22 protein-coding genes are annotated in these 21,987 nt (G+C 66.3%); 11 read left to right on the forward strand and 11 right to left on the reverse strand.

Going from position 1 to position 21,987, the window contains the following annotated elements; translation table 11 throughout:
* Positions 1 to 8 precede the first annotated feature (8 nt).
* A complete protein-coding gene (locus tag BH683_RS19105) occupies positions 9 to 386 on the reverse strand; it encodes a hypothetical protein (protein WP_246833467.1) in 378 nt (125 codons plus the stop codon).
* Positions 387 to 461: 75 nt separating this feature from the next.
* Here BH683_RS19105 and BH683_RS19110 point away from each other — a divergent pair, with 75 nt between their 5' ends.
* Positions 462 to 902, forward strand: a complete 441-nt coding sequence (locus tag BH683_RS19110) for an SRPBCC family protein (protein WP_084837856.1) — start codon at positions 462 to 464, stop codon at positions 900 to 902.
* A 12-nt stretch (positions 903 to 914) separates the two neighbouring features.
* On the opposite strand, the gene leuS is transcribed toward BH683_RS19110, so the two are convergent.
* Positions 915 to 3,761, reverse strand: a complete 2,847-nt coding sequence (gene leuS, locus BH683_RS19115) for a leucine--tRNA ligase (RefSeq protein ID WP_084837857.1) — start codon at positions 3,759 to 3,761, stop codon at positions 915 to 917.
* 83 nt (positions 3,762 to 3,844) lie between these two features.
* On the opposite strand from leuS, the gene BH683_RS19120 reads away from it, so the two are divergent.
* A complete protein-coding gene (locus BH683_RS19120; protein ID WP_084837858.1) occupies positions 3,845 to 4,288 on the forward strand; it encodes an SdpI family protein in 444 nt (147 codons plus the stop codon).
* 3 nt (positions 4,289 to 4,291) lie between these two features.
* Here the strand turns inward: BH683_RS19120 and BH683_RS19125 are convergent, their stop codons facing one another.
* From BH683_RS19125 to BH683_RS19135, 3 genes are all read right to left on the reverse strand, one after another.
* On the reverse strand, positions 4,292 to 4,549 hold the full coding sequence (locus tag BH683_RS19125; protein ID WP_084837859.1) for a DUF3072 domain-containing protein: 258 nt from the start codon (positions 4,547 to 4,549) through the stop codon (positions 4,292 to 4,294).
* 21 nt (positions 4,550 to 4,570) lie between these two features.
* Complete coding sequence (locus BH683_RS19130; RefSeq protein ID WP_084837860.1) at positions 4,571 to 6,604, reverse strand: CocE/NonD family hydrolase; 2,034 nt, start codon at positions 6,602 to 6,604, stop codon at positions 4,571 to 4,573.
* Between the two features lie 103 nt (positions 6,605 to 6,707).
* The gene (locus BH683_RS19135) at positions 6,708 to 7,283 is read right to left on the reverse strand and encodes a YqgE/AlgH family protein (protein ID WP_084837861.1); all 576 of its coding nucleotides are present in this window, start codon (positions 7,281 to 7,283) and stop codon (positions 6,708 to 6,710) included.
* 88 nt (positions 7,284 to 7,371) lie between these two features.
* Here BH683_RS19135 and BH683_RS19140 point away from each other — a divergent pair, with 88 nt between their 5' ends.
* Both BH683_RS19140 and BH683_RS19145 read left to right on the forward strand, forming a co-directional pair.
* Positions 7,372 to 8,778 (forward strand): MFS transporter, encoded by a 1,407-nt coding sequence (locus BH683_RS19140; RefSeq protein ID WP_246833468.1) that lies wholly within the window; start codon positions 7,372 to 7,374, stop codon positions 8,776 to 8,778.
* Positions 8,747 to 9,595 carry an LLM class flavin-dependent oxidoreductase gene (locus tag BH683_RS19145; protein WP_084837862.1) on the forward strand — a complete coding sequence of 283 codons (849 nt, stop codon included), beginning with the start codon at positions 8,747 to 8,749 and terminating at the stop codon, positions 9,593 to 9,595. Before BH683_RS19140 ends, BH683_RS19145 begins: the two co-directional genes overlap by 32 nt.
* 7 nt (positions 9,596 to 9,602) lie before the next feature.
* Here the strand turns inward: BH683_RS19145 and BH683_RS19150 are convergent, their stop codons facing one another.
* On the reverse strand, positions 9,603 to 10,292 hold the full coding sequence (locus BH683_RS19150; protein ID WP_084837863.1) for an EthD domain-containing protein: 690 nt from the start codon (positions 10,290 to 10,292) through the stop codon (positions 9,603 to 9,605).
* Between the two features lie 62 nt (positions 10,293 to 10,354).
* On the opposite strand from BH683_RS19150, the gene BH683_RS19155 reads away from it, so the two are divergent.
* Genes BH683_RS19155 through BH683_RS19165 form a run of 3 tightly spaced genes read left to right on the forward strand, consistent with a single transcriptional unit; the run spans position 10,355 to position 11,990 of the window.
* On the forward strand, positions 10,355 to 10,768 hold the full coding sequence (locus tag BH683_RS19155; protein WP_143695264.1) for a hypothetical protein: 414 nt from the start codon (positions 10,355 to 10,357) through the stop codon (positions 10,766 to 10,768).
* On the forward strand, positions 10,765 to 11,181 hold the full coding sequence (locus BH683_RS19160) for a hypothetical protein (protein WP_084892657.1): 417 nt from the start codon (positions 10,765 to 10,767) through the stop codon (positions 11,179 to 11,181). The genes BH683_RS19155 and BH683_RS19160 overlap by 4 nt, the downstream gene beginning before the upstream one ends.
* Positions 11,178 to 11,990, forward strand: coding sequence for a hypothetical protein (locus BH683_RS19165; protein ID WP_084837866.1), 813 nt, complete (start codon positions 11,178 to 11,180; stop codon positions 11,988 to 11,990). The genes BH683_RS19160 and BH683_RS19165 overlap by 4 nt, the downstream gene beginning before the upstream one ends.
* Before the next feature lies 1 nt (position 11,991).
* Here BH683_RS19165 and BH683_RS19170 read toward each other — a convergent pair whose 3' ends face one another.
* Entirely contained in the window at positions 11,992 to 12,555 is a 564-nt protein-coding gene (locus tag BH683_RS19170; RefSeq protein ID WP_084837867.1) for a hypothetical protein, read from the reverse strand.
* A 110-nt stretch (positions 12,556 to 12,665) separates the two neighbouring features.
* Between BH683_RS19170 and BH683_RS19175 the strand changes: the two genes are divergently transcribed.
* Positions 12,666 to 13,757: an aminotransferase class V-fold PLP-dependent enzyme gene (locus tag BH683_RS19175; protein ID WP_084837868.1), complete on the forward strand. Its 1,092-nt coding sequence runs from the start codon at positions 12,666 to 12,668 to the stop codon at positions 13,755 to 13,757.
* Here BH683_RS19175 and BH683_RS19180 read toward each other — a convergent pair.
* The 3 genes from BH683_RS19180 to BH683_RS19190 are packed head-to-tail and all read right to left on the reverse strand — an operon-like array spanning position 13,751 to position 17,104.
* Positions 13,751 to 14,917, reverse strand: a complete 1,167-nt coding sequence (locus BH683_RS19180) for an acyl-CoA dehydrogenase family protein (protein ID WP_084837966.1) — start codon at positions 14,915 to 14,917, stop codon at positions 13,751 to 13,753. The two genes, BH683_RS19175 and BH683_RS19180, sit on opposite strands and share 7 nt — an antisense overlap.
* A gap of 16 nt (positions 14,918 to 14,933) precedes the next feature.
* Complete coding sequence (locus BH683_RS19185; RefSeq protein WP_246833469.1) at positions 14,934 to 16,499, reverse strand: glycerol-3-phosphate dehydrogenase/oxidase; 1,566 nt, start codon at positions 16,497 to 16,499, stop codon at positions 14,934 to 14,936.
* Positions 16,496 to 17,104, reverse strand: a complete 609-nt coding sequence (locus BH683_RS19190; RefSeq protein ID WP_084837870.1) for a TetR/AcrR family transcriptional regulator — start codon at positions 17,102 to 17,104, stop codon at positions 16,496 to 16,498. Before BH683_RS19190 ends, BH683_RS19185 begins: the two co-directional genes overlap by 4 nt.
* Positions 17,105 to 17,166: 62 nt before the next feature.
* Here BH683_RS19190 and BH683_RS19195 point away from each other — a divergent pair, with 62 nt between their 5' ends.
* Genes BH683_RS19195 through BH683_RS19205 form a run of 3 tightly spaced genes read left to right on the forward strand, consistent with a single transcriptional unit; the run spans position 17,167 to position 20,460 of the window.
* Entirely contained in the window at positions 17,167 to 18,744 is a 1,578-nt protein-coding gene (locus BH683_RS19195; RefSeq protein WP_084837967.1) for an FAD-binding oxidoreductase, read from the forward strand.
* The gene (locus tag BH683_RS19200) at positions 18,741 to 19,667 is read left to right on the forward strand and encodes a diacylglycerol kinase (protein WP_084837871.1); all 927 of its coding nucleotides are present in this window, start codon (positions 18,741 to 18,743) and stop codon (positions 19,665 to 19,667) included. Before BH683_RS19195 ends, BH683_RS19200 begins: the two co-directional genes overlap by 4 nt.
* Positions 19,654 to 20,460, forward strand: coding sequence for a transglutaminase family protein (locus tag BH683_RS19205; protein ID WP_084837872.1), 807 nt, complete (start codon positions 19,654 to 19,656; stop codon positions 20,458 to 20,460). The genes BH683_RS19200 and BH683_RS19205 overlap by 14 nt, the downstream gene beginning before the upstream one ends.
* Before the next feature lie 6 nt (positions 20,461 to 20,466).
* Here the strand turns inward: BH683_RS19205 and BH683_RS19210 are convergent, their stop codons facing one another.
* The gene (locus tag BH683_RS19210) at positions 20,467 to 21,936 is read right to left on the reverse strand and encodes a CCA tRNA nucleotidyltransferase (RefSeq protein WP_246833470.1); all 1,470 of its coding nucleotides are present in this window, start codon (positions 21,934 to 21,936) and stop codon (positions 20,467 to 20,469) included.
* Positions 21,937 to 21,987 lie beyond the last annotated feature (51 nt).

Genomic DNA, 21,987 nt, shown 5'->3' on the forward strand with positions numbered 1-21,987 from the left:
TGTATCGGCTAGAGCTCGAAATAGAGGACGTTGTCGGTCCAGTTGCCGTCGCCGTTCGATGTGGTGACGACATGTAGGAGGATCGGAGTGAAGCCGCAATCGAAGGCAGTGGCAACGGACGACTCCCCGGGCTCGAGAGTGCCGAAGGTGTACGGCCACAGTCCCGGCTGGACATGCACCGTGACGTCTCTGGCGACGTGATCGCCGCGGTTGGTCACCCGGACGGCGCAGGCGTTGAGTCCCTCGCCCTGCGCACGTTCGATGCCGACGTCGGGCACACCTGTACTCCCCCACGGTGCCGCGCCGGCGGTGCCCGCACCGGCCGTCGCGATGGCCAGGCCCACAATCATCCCCAGCCCGGCCCCGAGCCGCTGTCGAAATGTCATCAGATTCCTCCCCACGGTGCCCTCATGCCTGGTTAGGTTACTCGGCAGGAAGTACATACGAGGGGAAGATCGAGCATGGGAACAGTACGGCACAGCTCGCAGGTCAGCGCGCCCCGGGAGCGTGCGTTCGCGTACGTCAACGACCATGAGCACGTCCCGGACTGGATGTTCGGGGTGAAGAAGTTCGACCCGGTCTCCGAGGTCACCTATGGACTCGGCTCCGCCTTCGACGTGGTCATGAACGTAGGTCCGAAGGCCTTGTCCGCAACGGTCGAGGTCACCGAGTTCGTCGAGAACGAATTGATCCGTCTCGAGTCGATCAAGGGGTTCAACGCGGCGACCGTCTGGCGATTCGCCGACACGGAGAGCGGGACCAATGTATCCGTGGAATTCTCCTACGAGCTTCCCGGCGGCATCGCCGGGCGCGCGTTGGGAGCGATGATCGAACCCTTTGCAGGACAGGTCATCAAGCACACCGATTCATCGCTCAAAGCCAAACTGGACGCGCCCGCCTGACCCCCACCGGGATCAGGGGACGATGTTCACCATCCGGCCGAGTACGACGATCACCTTACGGGGTTCGCCGTCGAGGAGTTCGACGATCTTGGGGTCGGCGAGTGCCGCGGCGCGAACCGTTGCCTCATCGGCGTCGGCGGCAACCGTGATCCGGCTCTTGACCTTGCCCTTCACCTGGATCGCGTACTCGATGGTGTCGTCGACGAGCCAAACCGGGTCCGGGGTCGGGAACGGTCCGTGCGCCAAGGATTCGGTGCCGCCCAACCGCTCCCACAGTTCCTCCGCCGCATGCGGTGCCACCGGCGCCAGCATCAACACCAGTGGCTGCACCGCATCTCGGGGGGCACCTGCGGGATACTGCTTGGTCAGATGATTGGTCAACTCGATCAACTTGGCGACGGCGGTGTTGTCGCGAAGATTGCTGTAGTCCTCACGCACTCCGGCGATCGTCTTGTGCAGCAACCGGTTCGTGTCGTCCGTGAGTGCGTCCTCGGTGACCCGGGTCGCGCCGCTCTCCTCGTCCACCACCAGCCGCCACGCTCGCTGCAGGAACCGCTGTGCTCCGACGACATCCTTGGTCGCCCAGGCCCGCGAGGTGTCCAGCGGACCCATCGACATCTCGTACACCCGCAGGGTGTCGGCACCGTAATCGCGGCAGATGTCATCGGGCGCAACGGAGTTCTTGAGCGACTTGCCCATCTTCCCGTATTCGCGGTTGACCTCGTTGCCCTCGTAGAAGAACTTTCCGTCTTCTTCGGTGACCTCTTCGGCCGGCACGTAGATGCCTCGCGAGTCGGTGAACGCGTACGCCTGGATCATGCCCTGGTTGTAGAGCCTGCGGTATGGCTCGGCCGAGGACACGTGACCGAGGTCGAACAGCACCTTGTGCCAGAACCGTGAATAGAGCAGGTGCAGCACCGCGTGCTCGACACCACCGACGTAGAGGTCGAGTCCACCGGGATCGGTCGGACCATGCAGGTCCGGTCGCGGACCCATCCAGTACGCCTCGTTCTCCTTGGCGCACAATTCCTTCGAGTTCTCGGGATCGATGTACCGCAGCTGATACCAGGAGCTGCCCGCCCACTGCGGCATCACATTGGTGTCGCGGGTGTAGTCCTTGAGCCCGTCGCCCAGATCGAGTTCCACATTGACCCAGTCGGTCGCCTTTGCCAGCGGCGGTGAGGGCTCACTGTCCGCATCGTCGGGGTCGAACGAGATCGGTGCGTAGTCGACTACGTCGGGCAGCTCCACCGGCAGCATCGAGTCCGGGATCGAGTGTGGGGCTCCCGCAGCGTCATAGACGATGGGGAACGGCTCGCCCCAGTACCGTTGCCGAGCGAACAACCAATCCCGCAGCTTGTACTGGATCGTGCCGCGCCCGGAGCCCTCTGCTTCCAGCTTCTCGATGATCGCGACCTTGGCCTCGTCGACGGACTTGCCGGTCAAGAAACCGGAGTTCACCAGGGGCCCGTCACCCGTGTACGCCTGTTCGGCGACGCCCTGCTCGGATCCGATCACCTCGATGATCGGGAGCCGGAAGGCGGTGGCGAACTCGTAGTCGCGACCGTCGTGAGCTGGCACGGCCATGATCGCGCCGGTGCCGTAGCCGATGAGCACGTAGTCGGCTATGAACACGGGAACCTGCTCGCCGTTCACGGGATTCGTCGCGTAGCTCCCGGTGAAGACACCGGTCTTCTCCTTGTTCTCCTGGCGCTCGAGATCGGACTTCGCCGCGATGGTCTCGCGGTATTTGGCGACTGCGGCCGCGGGGGTGGCAGCGCCGAACGTCCACAGCGAGTCGACGTCGGCCGGCCACGCTGCGGTCGTGAGCTGGTCGACCAACTCGTGTTCGGGGGCCAGCACCATGTACGTCGCACCGAAGAGGGTGTCGGGGCGGGTGGTGAAGACCTCGATGGGTCCGGCCGGGGAATCGAACGAGACCTGTGCGCCACGGGATCGTCCGATCCAGTTGCGCTGCATGGTCTTGACCTTCTCGGGCCAGTCCAGCAGATCCAGGTCGTCGAGGAGCCGATCGCTGTACGCGGTGATCCGCATCATCCACTGCCGCAGATGTTTCCGGAACACCGGGAAGTTTCCGCGATCACTGCGCCCGTCGGCGGTGACCTCTTCGTTGGCCAGCACGGTGCCCAGCCCCGGGCACCAGTTGACGAGCGAATCGCTCTGGTAGACGAGCCGGTACTCATCGATCACGTCGTTCTTGGCCGCCTGGTCGAGATCGGCCCAGTCGCGGCCGTCGCCCAGAGTTCGTGCTCCGGAATCGAGTTCGGTGATCAGTTCGGGGATTCGGCGGGCCTTGCCCTGCTCGGTGTCGTACCAGGCGTCGTAGATCTGCAGAAAGATCCACTGGGTCCAGTGATAGAACTCGACGTCGGTGGTGGCCACCCGACGGCGCTCGTCGTGCCCGAGGCCGAGGCGGCGGATCTGCTCCAGATACCGCTCGATGTTGGCCTCGGTGGTCGTCCGTGGATGCGTACCCGTCTGCACCGCGTACTGCTCGGCGGGCAGCCCGAACGAGTCGAAGCCCATCGTGTGCAGGACGTTGTGGCCGTTCATCCGGTGGAACCGCGCATAGACATCGGTGGCGATGAAGCCCAGCGGATGGCCTACGTGCAGGCCCGAGCCCGACGGGTACGGGAACATGTCCTGCACGAACAGCTTGGCGTCGGGCCCGGCGAACTCCGAGAGATCGCCGGCCAACTCGCCGACGGGGTTGGGCGCTTCGAAGGTGCGCCGCTCGGTCCAGTTCCGCTGCCAGCGCTCCTCGATCTGCCCCGCGAGCTGCGCCGTATAACGGTGCTGCGGGGAATCGTCAGGGCCAGGAGTCGTCGAACCAGTCACTTGACCAGCGTAAAGCGTTGCTCACGCGCACCTCACCGCGGCCTGCGCAGTGCTGATTTGCACCGGGCTCGTATCCTGTTCTGGTGACCGTTGCTGCCCTGATCTTCGCCGCTCTCGCGCTGGTGCTGGCGCTGGTCTGTCTGACCGCAGGCGTCCTCGGAACCCTGTCCCGTCTGCCACGTAACCGCTGGCTCGGCATCCGTTCCACTGAAACACTGCAGAGCGATGAGGCCTTTGTACTCGCCAACCGGGTCGCAGGACCAGGCGTCATCTGCGCCGGAGTGGTGCTGGCCATGGGCGCGGCGCTGGCCGCGGCGGTCGGTGGCGGAATCGGACTGATCGTCGCCCTCGCCGCCATCACCGTCGGCATCGGTATCGCCGGCGTGGTGGGCTCCCTTGCCATCCGCGCCGCCGCCGTTGCCGCACCCGCCCCGGCGTCCGACTGCGGCGTTTCCGGCGGGTGCACCAGCTGCTCCCTGCAGAGCATGTGCGTGACCGAGGACAGCGCCGCAGGCCCAAAGGCCTGAGGCTCACTCCTTGTTGGTGGCCTTCCGTAGCCGCTCGATGTGTTCGGACGCCTCCGCTTTAGTGAGGTCGGCCGTGATCGTCTCGCCCGCATCGCGGGCCAAGGTGTCGAGGTAACTGCGCTGCGCACCGGTCATCGGTTCGTCCCCGGTCACCCAGTCGTCCGGATCCTTTTCCGTGGTGTTGCCTGCGCCGGCACCCAGGACTTCACCGGTGTCGGCTTCCGACGAGGTGCCATTTTCCGAATCTTTGTTCGATGTCATGTCCTCGGTCTACCCAGAAGTTCAGGGAACCAATCGTGACACCGGCACATTGATGTAACTCGGCGCATTCGGGTCGAGTTGGATGTGTTCGGGCTTGAGTTCCGACTCGTTCAGGAGCGGCCGCAGCGGCAGTCCCTTGGGGAAGTTCATCGCGAACACGTCGATGCGCAGCCGATGCCCGGGTTTGATCAGTGCATCCGTGGCCAGCAGACCGACGTCCAGTTGCACCGGCTGACCGGGGACCACCGGCTGACGGGTTTCCAGGGTCAGCGAGTTCACCGGATCGATGACATCACCGTTCGGCGCGTAGCCGGTCTTCTCCTGGTCGAGAGCGCGCAGCGATGCCATCAACTGGCCCGAGGTCAGCACCGTCGACGTTCCGTCGGGTGCCACGTCGTTGAGTGTTGCCGTCCAGTAGCCATCTGTGGCATCCATGACCGTGTTCAGGTGCAGGTTCACCGGGCCACTCACCGTGGTTGCTTCCGTGACCGGCGGGGTGGTGAAGGTGAGCGCGTTGGTCTCGGCGATCCGGGCGTCGTCGGCGCAGAACGAGAACACACCCACGATGCCTGCGGTCTGCTGAGCGGCGTCCCGCGAACACAGGGTCGTCAGTCCGGGCGCGATCGTCATCCGGCCACGACTCGCGGACGGCGTCGCGGACAACGAACCGTCGCGGACGGCGTGCGGCGCCGTGCCACTGGCCCGGTCGGACAGGTACAGCCGCTGGTTCTCCATCCCCGGCTGCGGGAAGTCCGGGGCGGTGATCCACCCGTTGCCCTGCTGGTACAGCGTGGCCGGACCGTAGTTCTCGATCCCGTTGTCGATGCCCTTGAGCCACTTGTCGAACCAGGCCTGTTGCAACACATCCAGCCGAGGCGGATAGCCCGGCTCACCGAATCTGGTGCCCGGATTGATGTGGTACGTCGGGCCCATGATCAGTTGCTTCTTGCCGCCGGAGAGCGGGATGTTGTCGAACATCCGCCACTCGCTGTTGGTGAACAGGTCGTGCCAGCCGCCGTAGATCATCGTCGGAACCTTGATGTTCTGGGCGTAGTCCTGCCACCCGGTGCGTTCCGCAGAACTCTCGTCGAGCAGGTTCATCGTGCGCGGCGGCAGTTCACCGATGCTGGGAGCGGTCAGCGCGTCGAGCAGCTGGGGTGCGAAGACCGCCGGATCGGACAGCCGCGACGACAGCCACTTCCAGTCGAAGGTGCCGTCCAGCATCGACCCGACGTCCGGCACGAACTTGAGCCCGTTGACCAGGGTCAGCCACAACGGCAGGAATCCGAAGCCGAGTGCGCCACCGGGAGCGACGATGTCGCGGATCAGGTCACCACCTGGCTCCACCGGGAAGATCGCCTTGAGCGCTTCAGGATTCTTGTTCGCAGCGTGGATCTGGTTGATCGCCGAGTAGGAGATACCGCTCATGCCCAGCTTGCCGTCGGACCACTTCTGTTTCGCGGCCCAGTCGATGACCTCGAGGGTGTCCTGCTGTTCCCGCGCGCGGAAGACATCCCAGACACCTTGGGAGAAGCCGGTGCCGCGAACATCCACGACCACCTGGGTATAGCCGGAGCGTACGAGTTTGGAGTCGACCGAAAAGGCCTGGACGCCGCCGCCTTTGAGGGCCTGGATCAGATCGGCGAGGCCGTCGATGGGGGTGCCCGAGAAGTTCAGCAGATCAGCGAGCTGGATGGCCAGCGGTCCGAGCACCGGGTTGGACAGCGCCGCCTCGGCGACCGCGGAGACCAATTTGGTGTACGGCGTCATATTGAGGATCACCGGCGTCTTGGTGTCGACCGGGCGGCCGGCCGCATCGGCGGGCCGGTAGATGTTCGCCTTGAGTACGGTGCCGTCGCTCATCGTGATCGGGACGTCCCACTGCACGTGGGTTCCCGGGTACTGCAGATTGGTGTCGTGCTCGGCTAGCCAGCGCTTACCGTCGGCGCCTCCACTCGGATCTGCCACCGCGGCAACGGGATTGATCAATCCCGCTGTCAACGCCAGTGACATCGCGCCTGCGACGATCCCCACGAACCGAACCGAAAGCCTCATCGGCTCCCCCTCTGTACACCCCGACCCCAAGCATCGCCGATGAGACGACGCTCACAACTGCTGAGGAAGAGTAACAGGCTCACAACAAGGTGTGAACGGGACGTCAGTTTCTCTCGAGCTCGATCGGGTGGGTCGCGAGCAGCGGCAGGGGCCACGGCTGGCGGCGCATCACCTGCGACCACAGGTCCATCTCCGCCGGGGCGATCACGTCGTCGGGTAGCGAGGGCGCCACGATCCAGCTACCGGTCCTCAGTTCGTCTCCCAGTTGCCCGATCCCCCAGCCCGCGTACCCCGCGAAGATCCGGACGCCCGACAGCGCCTCGGCCAGGTCCTCGGCGTCGGCATCCAGATCGACCAGCACCACCCGGCCCTCGACGTGGCGAAGAGCCGGCAGATGGCCGATGCTCACCCCCGGCCGGACCACACCCAGACACAGGGCCGAGTCCTGTTTCACCGGACCGCCCACGAAGATCGCCTTCGGCCGGGCGGCGGTGTCGGTCCACGCGGGCAACAAGTTGTGCACAGCCGTCTGACTCATCCGGTTGAGGACGACGCCGAGACTGCCCGCGTCGTTGTGCTCGATGATGTAAATCACCGTGCGCCGAAAGGTCGGCTCGGCCAGATCCGTCGAGGCCATGAGCAAGCTGCCTGCAGACACCTCGATTGAACTGGGTGACATCGCTTCATCATGTCACGGTCAGGGGCGATTTCGCGTGTGCAGTTCCGCTGCGGCAGCACGCCGAGGCCACAAGGTTTGTACGCTGGTGATGGTGAACGTAGAACCGACCGCGGCGGCCTCTGGGCTGCCCTCCTGCTCCGGTAGCCATCGCCTGCCGCTGCGGCAGTTCGTGCGGTCGTTTCGCGCTTCACCCGGACTTTTCCGGCTGCTCTCGGTACGTCTCGGTAGCCAGTTCACCGATGGTCTGTTCCAGGCCGCGCTCGGGGGCGCGATCCTGTTCAACCCCGAGCGGCATGCCGATCCCATGGCCGTCGCCGGAGGCATGGCAGTACTGCTGCTCCCCTACTCGGTGATCGGTCCGTTCGCCGGCGCACTACTCGACCACTGGGACCGCCGCACCGTCCTCGTCTGGGCCAATGTCTTGCGTGCTGTACTGGTCTCTCTGGTCGCGCTGGTGATCGCGACGGGTGCGAACGACACCGGCGTCCTGATCGCGGCGCTGGCGGTCACCGGCGCCAGCAGGTTCGTGGCCTCGGGGCTGTCCGCGGGCCTGCCACATGTCATCGAACGCGACCTGCTGGTCGGGATGAACTCCTTCTTCACCACCATCGGCGCCGGAGCACTCGCCCTCGGCGCAGGCGGCGCCCTGACGTTGCGCGAGATCTTCGGGTCGAACAATTCCGGCAGTGCGGCGACGGTCATGGGGGCAGTGGTCGTTGCGCTGGCCGCCGCCGCGATCGCGCACCGCTTCGAACCCCTGCAACTCGGTCCGGATCATCCGGACGTCGTCGGTAAGGTCACCCCGCAGCATCCGAGCGGGTCGGCTTTTCGTGCGGTCACCGTGGGCCTCGGACACGGTGCCCGGGCGGTGTGGCAGGCCCCGCCTGTCGCCGCCGCGCTCGCCGGGGTCGGGGCGCACCGGCTGGTCTTCGGTTTCAACACCCTGATGCTGCTGGTCCTGACCAAGAACTCGACGCTCGGCGGAGGTCTGTCCGGATTCGGCCTGGTCGCTGCCATGACGGCGGTCGGGATGCTGTTCGCCGCACTGCTGACCCCGTTTCTCGTCGCCCGGTTCGGGCGTCGACGAGCGGTCGTCTCCGCTCTGGCGGTGGGCGTCGTCGCGCAGCTGACCCTGTGGAGTTTCAACGGGATCGTCATCTGTGTGGCCGCCGCAGTGCTGGGACTGATCGGCCAGGTGTGCAAGCTCTGCGGCGACGCCGCCATGCAGATGGACGTCGCGGACGCCCGGCGCGGCCAGGCGTTCTCGTTCCAGGACGCGCTGTTCAACTTTGCGTTCGTCGGAGCGATCACCGTCGGCGCCCTGACCATCGCCGACGACGGGCGCTCACCGGGCCTGGTCGTAGCAGGTGCGGCCATCTACGCGATCGCCATCGTTGTCGTAGGACTGATCCACAATCGCGAGGAAGCGACAGTCCCGGACACCGACCATCCAGGAGACCACCATGCGATACGGAATCGTCTTTCCCAAAGGTGACGCCGCCGACTTCGCGACGATGGCGGTTGCGGCCGAAGACGCGGGCTGGGATGCGGTGTTCGGCTGGGAGGCGCTCTGGGGCAACGACCCCTGGATCTCACTGACCGCCGCAGCGATGCGCACCGAACGCATCGGGCTCGGCACCATGTTGACCCCGGTGCCGCGGCGCAAACCGTGGGACCTGGCGTCCACCACCGCAACCCTCGACCGGCTCAGCGGCGGACGGGTGATCCTCGGGGTCGGGATGGGTGCACTGCACCCGGGCTGGCTGGCGTTCGAACGCGACCAGGGCCGCAAGACCCGCGCAGAATTGTTCGACGAAGGTCTGGACGTGTTGTTCGGGCTCTGGGGCGGACAGCCTTTCGAGTATTCGGGCAAGCACTACCAGGTGCGCCCCACCGATTTCGAACTCCCCGACCCCATCGTCTCCACGCCGCGGATCACCACCTGGTGTGTCGGATTACAGGGCGCGCGCAGGTCGATGGCGAGGGCTGCGCGCTGCGACGGACTGCTACCGAACTTCAGGCGGCCGGATGGATCGATGCCGGACGGCCCCGTCACGGTCGGGGTCGAGCAGTGGGCAAGCGTCGCGGCCGAGATCCGGGGGCTGCGCGAGGAGCTCGGTTTCACGGGAAACTACGACATCGTCTTCGAGGGCACCGCCGATCTCTCCGATCGTGACGGCGAACGTCGCAAGGCTGCGCAGCTCGCGGATGCCGGCATCACCTGGTGGCTCGATTCCGACTGGGAGGCCCGGCCGGCCGATCCGGTCGCGTACCAACTCGAGCGCATCAAGGCCGGCCCACCGTCGTTCTGATCGCACGTCAGCGAGTGAAAGGGTCCCGGTAGAGGTAGTGACTCGTCGGGACGGTGTCGATGTTCTGATCCGCCCCGAATGCGCCGGTGCTCGCCAGCATCCGGGTCATCCGGTCGGTCAGCTCCTCGTCGTCCGCGGCACCGAAGAAAGCATGGACGTCGTGCACCGCCTCGATGGGGAAGAACTCCTCGACGATCGCGTCCACTGACGGCGCATCCGGGGTCAGCGACCGCACGACCGCGTTCTGGACGTAGCCGAACGTCGCCTGGGTCTCGATCGCGATCGGAGTGTGGTCGTGGTGCCAGCGCCTGCGCCATGACGCCTCGTCGAGGTCGGCCGGTCGGCGGATGAAGGCCAGATTCGACAACCCGGGGGTGCGCTCCCCCGGGTCGACACGGGGCACGGGCAGCGGTACCGATTCCGTCACCAGATACGCCGAAACATGACCAAATGACCCGCCCAGAAGGTCGATGAGTTCCGCGATCGGCTGCCCGTAGTGTTGCTCCGTCCAGACGCTGACCACCGCGACAATGGGCGGATCGAGGGTTGTCAGCGTCATTTTAGAACCGGATACCAGATTATCTCGGACGTTGATCGCGACGCCCTCAAAGTGCATCTCGGACCCTTGTTTACGCAGGTCAGAGCACCATTCTGCAGTCGGTACCGAACCCCTGACAGCGAGCATGACCTTCTCCACGTGAGTGACCTTAGCCGCTCACATAGCGACAAAAGGGCTATTCACCTGGCACTATGGTCCGCATGCGCAATCGTGATGAGGTGTCTGAGTTCGCAATCGAGCTCAATAGGCTCTGTGCGTCCCGCTGGCCAGGTGGCTCTCGGACGGCAAACGCAGAGATCGCCGACTGGGTCACGGCCGAAACCGGCCGGACCATCGATCGGCAGTTCGTGTGGCGGATCCGCAAGGGGCGCGTGATGAAGGTGGACGGCGCCGTGCGGGACGCCATCTGCTCGTTCTTCGGTGTCTCCAAAGACCATTTCTCCTCGAGTCCCCGGACCCTTGGTGAAGAGGTTCAGGCAGCGATCGAAGAGACCGGATTGCAGGTCGCGGGTCTCCGTGCCGATCAACTGTCCTCGACCGGGCGGGCCGAACTGGTCACCTTGCTCCGCGAGGTGAGCCGGGTACTCGAGGCCGAGAAGAGCGTCGGACAATGATGACCCGCCAGAAGATGTTTCGGCTCGCCGCTGCCATCTCCCCCGAGGGTGACTGGTCGTGGGAGGCGTTCGAGATCCGGCTTGCCAAGGAACTCGGTTGCCCTGTCCGTTGCATCACTTCTGACAGTCTCAACTCGGGCGAGGTGACCGGCGCGGCATTGCGGACCAGTCGCGGTACCGCCATCATCGTCATCCCGGCGAACGTGTCCAAGGCCCACAGCATTCACATCGCGGCGCACGAGGCCTGGCATCTGCTCGCCGGTCACGAGGGTTGCGATCAGAACTCGCGGCGAGAAGCCCAGTCGGAGGCCTTCGCCACGACGGTCGGCACCCTCGCCGAAGGCCGTGGTAGCCAGCCTCGTAACAACCGTGCCTTGACTGCTGCGTTCGGAGCTGTTGGCATCGTGGCATGAGAGATGCGCTCGGCGCGCTTGCCTGGACCGGCGTGGTCCTGGCGGCGCTGGTGGCGCTGCGCGGCGGGTGGTACCGCCACGCGACCACCATTTCATTCGGCGTGTGCATGGCGTTCTACTCCCTCACCGGCGAGAACTACATCAGCCTCATCCCACTCGGCGGTGTGCGCGAACCTCTGAGCACCTCGGAGCGCATTTGGGGCGCAACATCGGCCGTCATCGCCGGGTGCGCCCTGATGGGCGCTCTGATGGCCATCCGTCGCAAGAGCCGTGATCCCGACGGCGACGAGTGGACCGACCCCGATCTGCACCAGCGCTTGATGATGCTCGTCCTCGGGGCCGCCGGCTCGGTGGCAATCATCAATCTCACGTTGGTGCACTCGAACTTTCCTCCCAGCGCTGATTTCCTCGCGGACTACGGGAACGTCTTCAACGTGGTGCTCTACGAGGCCGTCTTCTCGATCTGGATCGGGCTACCCGCAGGCTTCCTCGCCTGGACCGTCGTGCGATCCGAACTGGGCAAGTTGCGCTTCGTCGTCGGGGTGGGTGGCATCTTCGCCGTCGCCTGGTCCGTATGGAAGATCATCGGGACGGGCCTCATCTGGGCCGCAGACATCCACGTTGCCGAGAACAGTCCGGTCAGCGTGACCCTGGGTCTGCTCGCCCTCAGCTTCTGCATGGTCGGGACGCTGCTGCTGGGCCTCGAGGCGGCGTTTCGGGTATGGCGAGCCGGACGCACCTATCGCACCGCACGTGCGCTGGAGGATCGGCGGCTGCGGCACCGGAGCACCGGCGAAGAGGCGGCCTGACTCACAGCCCGAACCCCGGCTGTCCCACCGACAGGGCGGCATCGGCAGTTCCGTCGAGATCGCTGTCGACGATGACCTGGTCGAGTGTCGAGTCCAGGTCGGTGTCGAGGTACAACCGCCCGCCGGAGCGCATCACCACGATCTCGGCGAGACCATCGGAATCCCGGTCACACACCCTGTCGTCGGTGCCGCCGTCACCGGCGACGTCCACACTCGCGCAGGATCCGTGGAGATCGGTGGTGGCCGGACTCGTGTGCTGCTCCCCCATCGGATCGCTCCAACGCAGATCGGCGTCTCCCTGCTCGAGCTCTCGACCCCACACCCCCGAACCGTCGTCGGTGTACCAGGCGTCGGGCCGACCATCGTCGTCCAGATCCAGCACACTGCAGTCGGCACGGCCGTCTGCGTTGCGGTCCCACATCGCATCGTCGAGGCGGCCGTCGCCGTCGAAGTCGATCCGGACCGCGTCGAGACCACCCGATCCAAGGGTCAGATCCGGCGGAGAGGTCCACGACTGGGTCGTACCGTCTCCCGATCCGAAGACGTACTCGATTGTCGGCTCCATGACGGATATGACGGCGCCATCGGGTGTCTCGGTTCCATCGGGTGTCTTCGCGGTAGCGTGAGAACCGACAAGCACCCGAGCGGGGGCTCTGCGCCCAGGAGGTTCTACGGATGTACGTGAGCGAGCTCGGTGACCTCTGGCATCGCGCCCGTACCGAGCCGGTGAGCATCCACCTGGACTCGGCATCGGCATCACGTTCGTCGAAGCGGGTGATCGAGACCATCACCTCGCACCTGTGGCGTGAGGCGGAGCGAGGTGCGTACGTCGCGGAGGAACAGATCGCCGAATCACTCGACAGGTGCCGCCGTGACATCGCCGAGCTGGTCGGACACCAGGCCAGCGAGCTCGCATTCCGAGAATCCGCCAAGGCGGCGCTGCGAGCCCTTCTCACCCATTGGAACCTCCCCATCTCCGCGTCGGTGTGGGTGGCGACGAACGAGTTCGGGCCCAACCTCGACGAGTTCGAGCGTCGCGGTTACGCGGTGCACACGATCCCGTCGGCGGATGTCTACGGGCACGTCGACACCGACGCCCTCGAGAACATGCTCCAGTTCGAGCAGCCCGACTTCATCCACATCTGCCACATCGGATCACACAGCGGTGTGGTGCAACCGGTCTCGAAGATCGTCGACCTCGCGCGCGCCGCGGGCGTACCCGTGGTCGTCGACGTCGCGCAGGCACTGGGCCAGCGGGACTGCGCATCGGGCGCCGACGTGGTCTACGGGACGAGCCGTAAGTGGCTGGCGGGACCCCGCGGCGTCGGCTTCCTCGCCGTGCGGGCCGATTCGGTCAGGCCCGTCGAGGTCGAGAGCTCCGAGGCCTTCATCGCGGGCCGGCTCGGGCTCGGCGTAGCGATCCAGGAATTGCAGAGCTTCGGGCCGGCGCGGGTCAACCGCGAGCTCGCCACGATCGGGCAGTTCACCAGGGAACGGCTGACCGGCATCGGGAGCTGGGAGGTGCTCGAGCCCATCGACGAACCTTCGGCGATCGTCACGCTGGCACCCCCGCCGGGATGGGAGGCGGGTGACGTGCTGGCGGCGCGCAACAAGCTGCGCTCGATCGGCATCCTCGTCACCTGCGCCGATCCCTGGCGGGCGCCCCTGAGTTCGGAACAGACGGTGCTCAGGATCTCCCCGCACCTCGACGTACAGCGGGCGCACCTCGATCAGCTGGCGAACGAGTTACGCGGGATGGGTTACTGATTCCGCTTCTTCTCGGCGCGCACCAGTCCCCCACCGATGATCAACCGCTGGATCTCGCTGGTGCCCTCATAGAGTCGCAACAGCCGGGCGTCACGGTAGATCCTCTCCACCACAACACCGTTCATGTACCCCGCGCCGCCGTGGATCTGCACGGCCAGGTCGGCAACGTTGCCGAGCATCTCGGTACAGAAGACCTTCGCCACCGACGGCGCGATTCTCCGGTCCTCATCGGCGACCCACTTCCGCGCGGCCTCGGCGACGAGCGCCCGGCCGGCCATCACCCCGGTCTGCTGGTCGGCGAGCATGGCCTGCACGAGCTGGAAGTCGCCGATTGCCTTGCCGCCCTGCGTGGTCAGCGCGGCGTGGCGGACCGATTCGTCCAGCGCGCGTTGTGCCTGACCGACCGCGACCGCGGCGATATGGATCCGGCCGCGCGCCAAGATGGTCATCGCGGCCCGGTAACCCACTTCGGGATCGCCTCCCACCAGTGCGGACCCGTCCACCCGCACGTCGTCGAAATACACCTCCGCCGTCTGTGATCCGGACTGGCCCATCTTCTTGTCCTTGGGGCCGACCCTGACCCCCTCGGCGTCGGCGGGAACGAGAAACACCGCGATGCCCGGGCCGTCGGAGTCGGCGTCGCGGTAGCGGGCGAAGACCACGAACAGGTCTGCCGACGGCGCGTTGGTGATATAGCGTTTGGACCCGTTGATGATCCAATCGTCTTTGTCGGCAACGGCTTTCGTCCGCAGGCCCGCGGGGTTGGACCCCGCGCCGTCCTCGGTGAGTGCGAACGACGCGACCACCTCCCCCGAGGCGATCCGGGCCAGCCAGAGCTGCTTCTGCTCGTCGGTCCCGAACTCGACCAGGACCTGGCCGGCGATGCCGTTGTTGGTTCCGAACATCGAGCGCACCGCGAGTGAGGTGTAGCCGAGTTCTTGGGCCAGTGCCACATCTTGCTCCAGGTCCAGGCCGAGACCACCCCATTGCTGCGGGATCGCGAATCCGAACAGGCCCATGTCCTTGATCGCGTCACGCAGATCGTCGGGAATGGCATCTGCGTCGGCGATCTCCTGTTCACGGGGAATCACCTGTTCGCGGACAAAGCTGCGGGTGGCAGCCACGATGTCGGCGAGATCGTCGGCACTCACTTCGCTCATGAGAGCCCACACTAACTCAGGCCGACGTCTCCGCAGCCCCGTCGAGGATCTCCGCGACGGCGCCGGCCGATCGGTCGGCATCGCCCCGCACCAAACCGATCCTCGTACGTCGGTCCACGACGTCCGAGACCGTGCACGCACCCTCGTGGGTGATCGCGAACTCGATCTCCGCGCGCGTGACGTCGATCCCCGGGGCGATGGGTGCGGCCGGACGATCGGTGGTGGCGACCGCCAGGACGTGCTCCGCTTCCCCTCCGAAACGCGCGATCATCGACGGCGGTAGCGCCGAATCTGCCGCGGCACCGGAGGCGCCGATCAGGGGAAGGGTTGCGGTGATACACGGTCCGGCAAGCACTCCCGACCGCGTGAGGGCCACGTCCACGGCCTGCTCGGCCATCTGCCGGTACGTCGTGAGCTTGCCCCCGACCACCGTGATCATCCCGCCGGTGTATGCGACGAGGTGCTTGCGGGACAGGTCCGATGTGCTCATCTCGACGCCTGCGCCGACCTCGTCCACCAGCGGACGCAGGCCCGAGAAGACCCCGAGGATGTCCGACCGGTCCAGTGGCCGGGCCAGTGCCCTGTTGATCGTCTCGAGGAGCATGTCGATCTCGGCCTCGGTGGGCCGTGGTTCATCGGGTATCGGCCCCGGCGCATCCTCATCGGTCAGCCCGATGAACACACGGCCGAGTTGTTGCGGCAATGCGAAGACGAACCGGCTGATGCTGCCTGCCATCGGCACGGTCAAGGCGCCGGTCGGATTCCCCAGCGCCTGCGCGAAGACCACGAGATGCGTTCCGCGACTGGGGCGCAGGGTGATCGACCGGTCGACCTCCCCGGCCCACACCCCCGCTGCGTTGATCACCGACCGGGCCGCGACGGCGAAACGGCGTCCGGTCCTGACGTCTGTGAGCGTGGCGCCGTCACCGGTCACCTCGGTGGCGCGGGTGTACGTGAGGATGACCGCGCCGTGTGCGGCGGCGGTGCGGGCGACCGCAACCACCAGCCGGGCATCGTCGACGAGCTGGCCATCGGCTGCGAGCACGGCCGATCGCAGACCCTTCCTGCGCACGCCCGGGACGAGTTCGGCCGCCTCCTCCCCCGAGGCCTTCCGAGACCGGGGAAGCAGTTCGGACGGCGTCTTCGCATTGTGGCGCAACAGGTCTCCGGCGAACATGCCGGCGCGGGTCACTATCCTGCCCAATACCGGGCTGTCGTCGAAGACCGGCAGCACCTGTGTCATCGGGCGCACCAGATGAGGTGCGATGTCGGTCATGATCCGGTGCCGCTCGACGGCGGATTCGTGCGCGATCCCCACGTTGCCGCTGGCCAGATAGCGCAGGCCTCCGTGCACCAGTTTGCTGCTCCAGCGGCTGGTACCGAAAGCCAGATCCTGGGCCTCGACCAGCGCCACCGACAGTCCCCGGGAGGCGGCGTCGAGCGCGACCCCGACGCCGGTGATCCCTCCGCCGATGACAAGAACGTCCAATGGCTCTGTACGAGAGGCCAACTCGACCAGTTCGCGACCACGCCGCGACGCGTTCAGCGCACCGGCCGGGAAATTCTCTGGTTCGACGGTCACGACTGGTTCCTCAGGTAGGACAGGAGGGCGTATCGCAACTCCGCGGTCCACCGGTCACCGAGGATGGGAGCGACCAGGGCATGTGACTGGATTGCCGACTGGCAGATCAGCAACACCATCGCGGCCAGTTGGTCGGGCCTACCCGGGCGGATGTCGCCGCGCTCCTGCCCCTCTCCGATGGCCCATTCGATCATCGCCAGCAGCATCTGCTGGCTCGTGCCCAGGCGCACCGACACGTATTGCGCCAGGGCCGTCGCGGGTTCTCGCCACAGCGCGGCGAACAGTGAGTTCTCATGCAGGCCTTGGGCGACGTCGACAAAGCGGTCGACCTGCTCTTCCAGCGAGCTACCGCGTTCGGGCACCGCGGCCAGGACCGCCGCCATCTCACGATTGAGGAGTTCGCCGGTCAACGACTGCACATCCGGCCAGCGGCGGTACACCGTCGGCCTGCTGACGCCGGCGGCCCTGGCCACCTCCGCGAGGGCGATCTTGCCGCCCTCTGACCGCAGCATGCAGCTCCGGGCCGCGTCGAGCACACGGTCGGTGATGTTCGCCGTGTCGGAGTCACGAGAACTCAGGTCAGGACTATCGTTACGGATTGACATTATGTGTAAAACTGTAACGCATGAGCGCCGAATACCCCCAGCACGTACTGCCACTTCCTCCGATGCGGTGGAACGCCTGGGGCTCCGCCGAGTCCGCCACCACCCTTCCCCAGCCCATCAAAGACCTGCTCGGCCAGGTACTCGGTATCTCGGGCGAGCCGATCTCCGCGCCGACCGCCCTAGAGGTCCAGCTGTCCCCCAGCCGCCTGACAAGCACCGACGTCGCTGAACTCGAGTCCATCGTGGGCCCTGTCGGAACCGCCGACGGAGACCGTCTGATCAGGTCAGGAGGCAAGTCGACCCTCGATCTGTTCCGGCGTCGGCAGCCCCACCAGGACGCCCCCGACGCCGTTGTCGCGCCGGCGACGAGTGAGCAGATCGCCGAACTCCTGCGCTGGTGCGCCGACCGGTCGATCGCCGTGGTGCCCTTCGGCGGCGGCACCAGCGTCGTGGGCGGCCTCGACCCCGAGGCCGGCGGTCTGCGCGGTGTCCTCTCGGTGGACCTGCGCAACTTCGACCAGCTGGTCTCCATCGATCCGGTGTCCGGTCAGGCGACTCTCGGCGCCGGGGTCACCGGACCGCGGGCCGAGGAACTGCTCGGCGCGCACGGTTTCTCGCTCGGCCACTTCCCTCAGAGCTTCCGGTTCGCGACCATCGGTGGGTTCGCGGCCACCCGATCGTCTGGGCAGGCGTCGGCGGGTCACGGAAGGTTCGACGACATGGTGACCGGCATGCGCGTGGTCACCCCGGCCGGCGTGCTCGATCTCGGCGGCGCCCCCAAGACCGCCGCCGGACCCGATCTCCGCCAGTTGTTCCTCGGTTCGGAAGGCACCCTCGGGATCATCACCGAGGTCACCCTGCGAGTACGTGCCACTGCACCGGTCACCCTCCACGAAGCCTGGCACTTTCCCGACTTCATCACGGGCGCAGCAGCATTGCGTGCCGTGGCGCAGCAGGGTGGCGGTCCGACCGTGATGCGGGTGTCCGACGAGGCGGAGACAGCGGTGAACCTCGCGAGCCCCGGCAAGATCGGCGCCACCGACGACACCGCATCCGGCGGCGCCCTGGCGATCACCACCTTCGAGGGCACGGGCCCTGTCGCGCAAGCCCGGCAGGAGCTCGCCGCGGCGGTGTTGACAGACGCCGGCGGACGGTCCCTCGGCGCTCCGCGCGGGCAGGCCTGGGAACACGGCCGATTCGACGCGCCCTATCTGCGCGACGCGCTCCTCGACGTCGGGGTCGGATGCGAGACCCTCGAGACGGCCACCACCTGGAGCAACCTCACCGCACTGAAGGACGCCGTGACCACCGCGCTCACCGATGCGATCGCGACGTCAGGATCGCCCGCCCTGGTGCTCTGTCACATCTCACACACCTATCCGACCGGGGCCTCGCTGTACTTCACCGTGGTCTACAAGTGCAGCGACGACCCCATCGTGCAATGGCAGGCCGCGAAAGCCGCTGCGTCCGAGGCGATTGTCGCCGGCGGCGGAACGATCACCCACCACCACGCGGTCGGTGCCGACCATCGACCGTGGGTGGCGGCCGAGATCGGTGACGTCGGCGTGCGGATCCTGCGTGCGGTGAAAGACGCCCTGGACCCCACCGGGATCCTGAACCCGGGCAAACTGATCCCATGACCATCCGGCGCATTGCCGCACTGATCAACCCCACCGCACGTCACGGTCTCGGCGCCGGTGCCGCCGAGACCGCACTGGGCGCCCTCGATGCCCACGGCCTCGACGTCACCGAGATGATCGGCCGCGACGCGACACACGCGCAGGAATTGGCCCACATCGCCGCCCGGTCCGATCACGACGCCATCGTGGTCATCGGCGGCGACGGCAGTATCGGTATGGCGCTGGAGGCGGCGCGGGGGACCGGCATGTCCATCGGCCTCATGCCTGCCGGTACCGGCAACGATCACGCACGCGCACTTGGTATCCCGATCGACCCGGTCGCTGCAGCAGCGGTCATCGGCGCCGGTCACGAACGCAGTGTCGACCTTGCCCAGATCACCCTCGGCGATGGCAGTACGTCGGTGTTCGGGACGGTCGCGGCGACCGGTCTCGACGCACTGGTCACCGAGCGGGCGAACATGCTGGCGCGGCCCAAGGGCCAACTGCGGTACCCGATCGCCGCCGTTGCCGAGATCGCGAAACTGAAGCCGTTCCACTACCGGATCACCGTCGACGGCACCACCATCGAACGCGATCTCGTCCTGGCATCGGTCGGCAACAGCCGTTCGTACGGCGGAGGGATGCAGATCACACCCGACGCCATCATCGACGACGGGTTACTCGACCTCACCCTCGTACTCAGCGGCTCCCGCCTGCGCCTGCTCACCCTCTTCCCAACCGTGTACAGCGGCAAACACATTCACAGGCCCGAGGTCGAACAACTGCGGGGCCGCAAGATCGTGCTCGAATGTGAGCCCGCTGCACCCATCTACGCCGACGGTGACCGGGTCGGCATGCTTCCCGCGACCATCGAAACCCTCCCCGGTGCCGTAACCTTTCTCGTACCTCGTATTCCCTCGAAGGAGTCCCGTGCTCAAACGTGATGTATCTGCCCATCTCGACGTCGACATCACCGGTGAGACCGATCTGGAGTTCCAGATCGCGATCGCGCCGCATCCGGGTACCGAGGTGACCGAATCACTGTCGTTCCTCCTCGACGGCCGCCCCTTGGACGTACGTGAGATCAGTGGCGCCCACGGCAACCGCATCCACATGATGCACGCCGGCGTCGGCAACCTGCAGGCCAAGTACGAGGCCACCGTGATCGGCAACACCGAGCCCGCACCGGTGTCCGACTACGACCTGTCGCTCTATCTGCGTCCCAGCCGTTATGCCGAGGCGGACAAGTTCTTCGGTTTTGCCGCAAAGCAATTCGGCGACATCACCGAGCCCGCCAAGTTGCTGGAGAAGGTATCGGCCTGGGTGGGAACCCATCTCGACTACGTGCCCGGTTCGAGCGATCCCATCGACGGCGCTGCCGACACGCTGCTGGCCGGCGCCGGGGTGTGCCGCGACTACGCCCATCTCGTCGTCGCCTCGCTGCGCGCGGTGAACGTGCCTGCCCGGCTGGTGGCGGTCTACGCGCCAGGCTGCGACCCGATGGACTTCCACGCCGTCGCCGAGGCATTCGTCGACGGACAGTGGCGGGTGGTGGACGCGACCTGTCTCGCGCCCCGCCAGACGCTCGTCCGGATCGCCACCGGCCGCGACGCCGCCGACACCGCGTTCCTCGACAACCACAAGGGCGGCATCGTGCTCAACAACGCGACCGTCACCGCGGTGGTCGACGGCGAGCTCCCCAACGATGACCTCGGCCAGTTGGTCTCGCTCACCTAGACGCTGTCAATCCTGCTGCTCTGCCCACCACTGACGGAGGGCCTCTTCGGCCTCGTCATGTGACATCGGACCCCGATCGAGGCGGAGTTCTTTCAGGTACCGCCAGGCCTTACCGACCTGAGGACCCGGCGGCAGGCCCAGCAGCTCCATGATCGCGTTGCCGTCCAGATCGGGCCGCACACGTGCGAGATCCTCCGCCTCGGCGATCTTGTCGATCCGGGCTTCGAGGTTGTCGTAACTCTGCTGCAGACGCTTTGCCCGGCGCTTGTTGCGCGTGGTGCAGTCCGCCCGCACGAGTTTGTGTAGCCGGGGGAGCAGTTCGCCGGCGTCCGTCACATAGCGGCGCACCGCCGAGTCGGTCCACTGTCCCTCGCCGTACCCGTGGAATCTCAGGTGCAGGAACACCAGGTTGGCCACGTCCTCGACCACGGCCTTCGGATACTTCAGCGCACGCAGCCGTTTACGCACCATCTTCGCGCCGACGACCTCGTGGTGATGAAAACTGACGCCGCCATTGGGTTCATGCCTGCGCGTCGCCGGTTTGCCGATGTCGTGGAGGATCGCGGCCCACCGCAGCACCAGATCGGGATCGCCGTCCTCGAGATCGATCGCCTGCGAGAGCACCGTGAGGGAGTGGGTGTAGACGTCCTTGTGCTGGTGGTGTTCGTCGATCGCCAGCTTCATCCCGGGGATCTCGGGCATCACGCGTTCGGCCAGCCCCGTTTCGCACAGCATGTCGACGCCCTCGACGGCATGCTCGCCGAGGATGAGCTTGTCGAGCTCCGCGGCGACCCGCTCGACCGTGATGCGGTCGATCTGCGCAGCCATCCGGACAGTAGCGGCGAACACGCCGGGGGAGAGGGAGAAGCCGAGTTGCGAGACGAATCGGACGCCGCGCAGCATGCGCAACGGATCGTCGTTGAATGAGTCCTCGGGCGCCGCGGGCGTGTCGATCACCCCGGCGAGCAGAGCGTCCAGGCCGCCCAGGGGGTCCACGAATTGCTGACTGCCGTCGGCACCGATCTTCACCGCCATCGCGTTCATGGAGAAATCGCGGCGGATCAGATCGTCCTCGAGGCGATCACCGAACCGCACCTCGGGGTTGCGCCCGACCCGATCGTAGGAATCGGCCCGGAACGTCGTGATCTCGATCTGGTGCCCGGCCTTGGCGGCGCTGATGGTGCCGAAATCGATACCGGTGTCCCAGATCGCCTCCGCCCAACCGTGCAGCAGTTCCTTCACCTTGTCGGGCCGGGCGTCGGTGGTGAAGTCGAGGTCGTTCGTGAGGCGCCCCAGCACCGCATCACGCACCGAACCCCCGACGAGATACAGCTCGAATCCCGCGGCCGCGAATCGCGCTCCGAGCGGGTCGAGCACGTCCGACAGACTCCTCAGCGAGACCGCAGCCGCAGCCAGCAACCTGGTCCGTCGTTCGGCGGCGGCCAGGTCATCTGTGGAATCAGCAGGAGTTGTCACGAAACGCCAGAGTACCGAGGTACACCTCCGGCTTCGTCTCCCGGCACGGTC

Origin of the sequence: Williamsia sp. 1138 (assembly GCF_002095435.2) — a bacterium.
In the GTDB taxonomy this organism is placed as follows: domain Bacteria; phylum Actinomycetota; class Actinomycetes; order Mycobacteriales; family Mycobacteriaceae; genus Williamsia.

Excerpts from the sequence above, each read along its gene's own strand:
- BH683_RS19125 (WP_084837859.1), bottom strand. The coding sequence starts at position 4,549 with ATGACATCGAACAAAGATTCGGAAAATGGCACCTCGTCGGAAGCCGAC.
- BH683_RS19105 (WP_246833467.1), bottom strand. The coding sequence starts at position 386 with ATGACATTTCGACAGCGGCTCGGGGCCGGGCTGGGGATGATTGTGGGC.
- BH683_RS19145 (WP_084837862.1), top strand. The coding sequence starts at position 8,747 with ATGCGATACGGAATCGTCTTTCCCAAAGGTGACGCCGCCGACTTCGCG.
- BH683_RS19140 (WP_246833468.1), top strand. The coding sequence starts at position 7,372 with ATGGTGAACGTAGAACCGACCGCGGCGGCCTCTGGGCTGCCCTCCTGC.
- BH683_RS19200 (WP_084837871.1), top strand. The coding sequence starts at position 18,741 with ATGACCATCCGGCGCATTGCCGCACTGATCAACCCCACCGCACGTCAC.
- BH683_RS19170 (WP_084837867.1), bottom strand. The coding sequence starts at position 12,555 with ATGGAGCCGACAATCGAGTACGTCTTCGGATCGGGAGACGGTACGACC.
- BH683_RS19180 (WP_084837966.1), bottom strand. The coding sequence starts at position 14,917 with ATGAGCGAAGTGAGTGCCGACGATCTCGCCGACATCGTGGCTGCCACC.
- BH683_RS19135 (WP_084837861.1), bottom strand. The coding sequence starts at position 7,283 with ATGTCACCCAGTTCAATCGAGGTGTCTGCAGGCAGCTTGCTCATGGCC.
- BH683_RS19165 (WP_084837866.1), top strand. The coding sequence starts at position 11,178 with ATGAGAGATGCGCTCGGCGCGCTTGCCTGGACCGGCGTGGTCCTGGCG.
- BH683_RS19155 (WP_143695264.1), top strand. The coding sequence starts at position 10,355 with ATGCGCAATCGTGATGAGGTGTCTGAGTTCGCAATCGAGCTCAATAGG.
- BH683_RS19130 (WP_084837860.1), bottom strand. The coding sequence starts at position 6,604 with ATGAGGCTTTCGGTTCGGTTCGTGGGGATCGTCGCAGGCGCGATGTCA.
- BH683_RS19190 (WP_084837870.1), bottom strand. The coding sequence starts at position 17,104 with ATGTCAATCCGTAACGATAGTCCTGACCTGAGTTCTCGTGACTCCGAC.
- BH683_RS19195 (WP_084837967.1), top strand. The coding sequence starts at position 17,167 with ATGCGGTGGAACGCCTGGGGCTCCGCCGAGTCCGCCACCACCCTTCCC.
- BH683_RS19110 (WP_084837856.1), top strand. The coding sequence starts at position 462 with ATGGGAACAGTACGGCACAGCTCGCAGGTCAGCGCGCCCCGGGAGCGT.
- BH683_RS19175 (WP_084837868.1), top strand. The coding sequence starts at position 12,666 with ATGTACGTGAGCGAGCTCGGTGACCTCTGGCATCGCGCCCGTACCGAG.
- BH683_RS19160 (WP_084892657.1), top strand. The coding sequence starts at position 10,765 with ATGATGACCCGCCAGAAGATGTTTCGGCTCGCCGCTGCCATCTCCCCC.